Genomic DNA, 544 nt, shown 5'->3' on the forward strand with positions numbered 1-544 from the left:
GGATGGTGTCGACGCCGGGGAAGCGGGCGAAGGGGAACACCGCCTCCTTCACCGCGATGTGGTCGTAGGGCTTGTCGGTCAGGCCGAAGCTGGCCAGGGATTCGCCGGCCATCACCTTGGCGGCGATCGAGGCGATCGGCTGGCCGATGGTCTTGGCCACGAACGGCACGGTGCGGCTGGCGCGCGGATTGACCTCCAGGACATAGATGCGCGGGGCGTCCGAGTGCGGCTCCTCGATGGCGAACTGCACGTTCATCAGGCCGCGGACCTGGAGCGCGAAGGCCATGGCCTCGGTCTGGCGCTTCAGCTCGGCGATGGTCTCGGGCTTCAGCGAGAACGGCGGCAGCGAGCAGGCGCTGTCGCCCGAGTGCACGCCGGCCTCCTCGATGTGCTCCATGACCCCGGCCACGAACACGGTCTCGCCGTCGCACAGGGCGTCGACGTCGACCTCGGTCGCCTTGGACAGGTACTGGTCGATCAGCACCGGGCTGTCGCCGGACACCTGCACGGCGGTGCGGATGTAGCGGTCGAGCTGCTCGTCGTC

At 68.9% G+C, this 544-nt stretch carries 1 pseudogene; it reads right to left on the bottom strand.

The annotated features are described in order from the left end of the window. Nucleotides 1-544, bottom strand: a pseudogene (locus DC522_RS34035) (carbamoyl phosphate synthase large subunit); the annotation flags it as partial.

The sequence above is a fragment of the Microvirga sp. KLBC 81 genome, assembly GCF_003075415.1.
Taxonomy (GTDB): domain Bacteria; phylum Pseudomonadota; class Alphaproteobacteria; order Rhizobiales; family Beijerinckiaceae; genus Microvirga.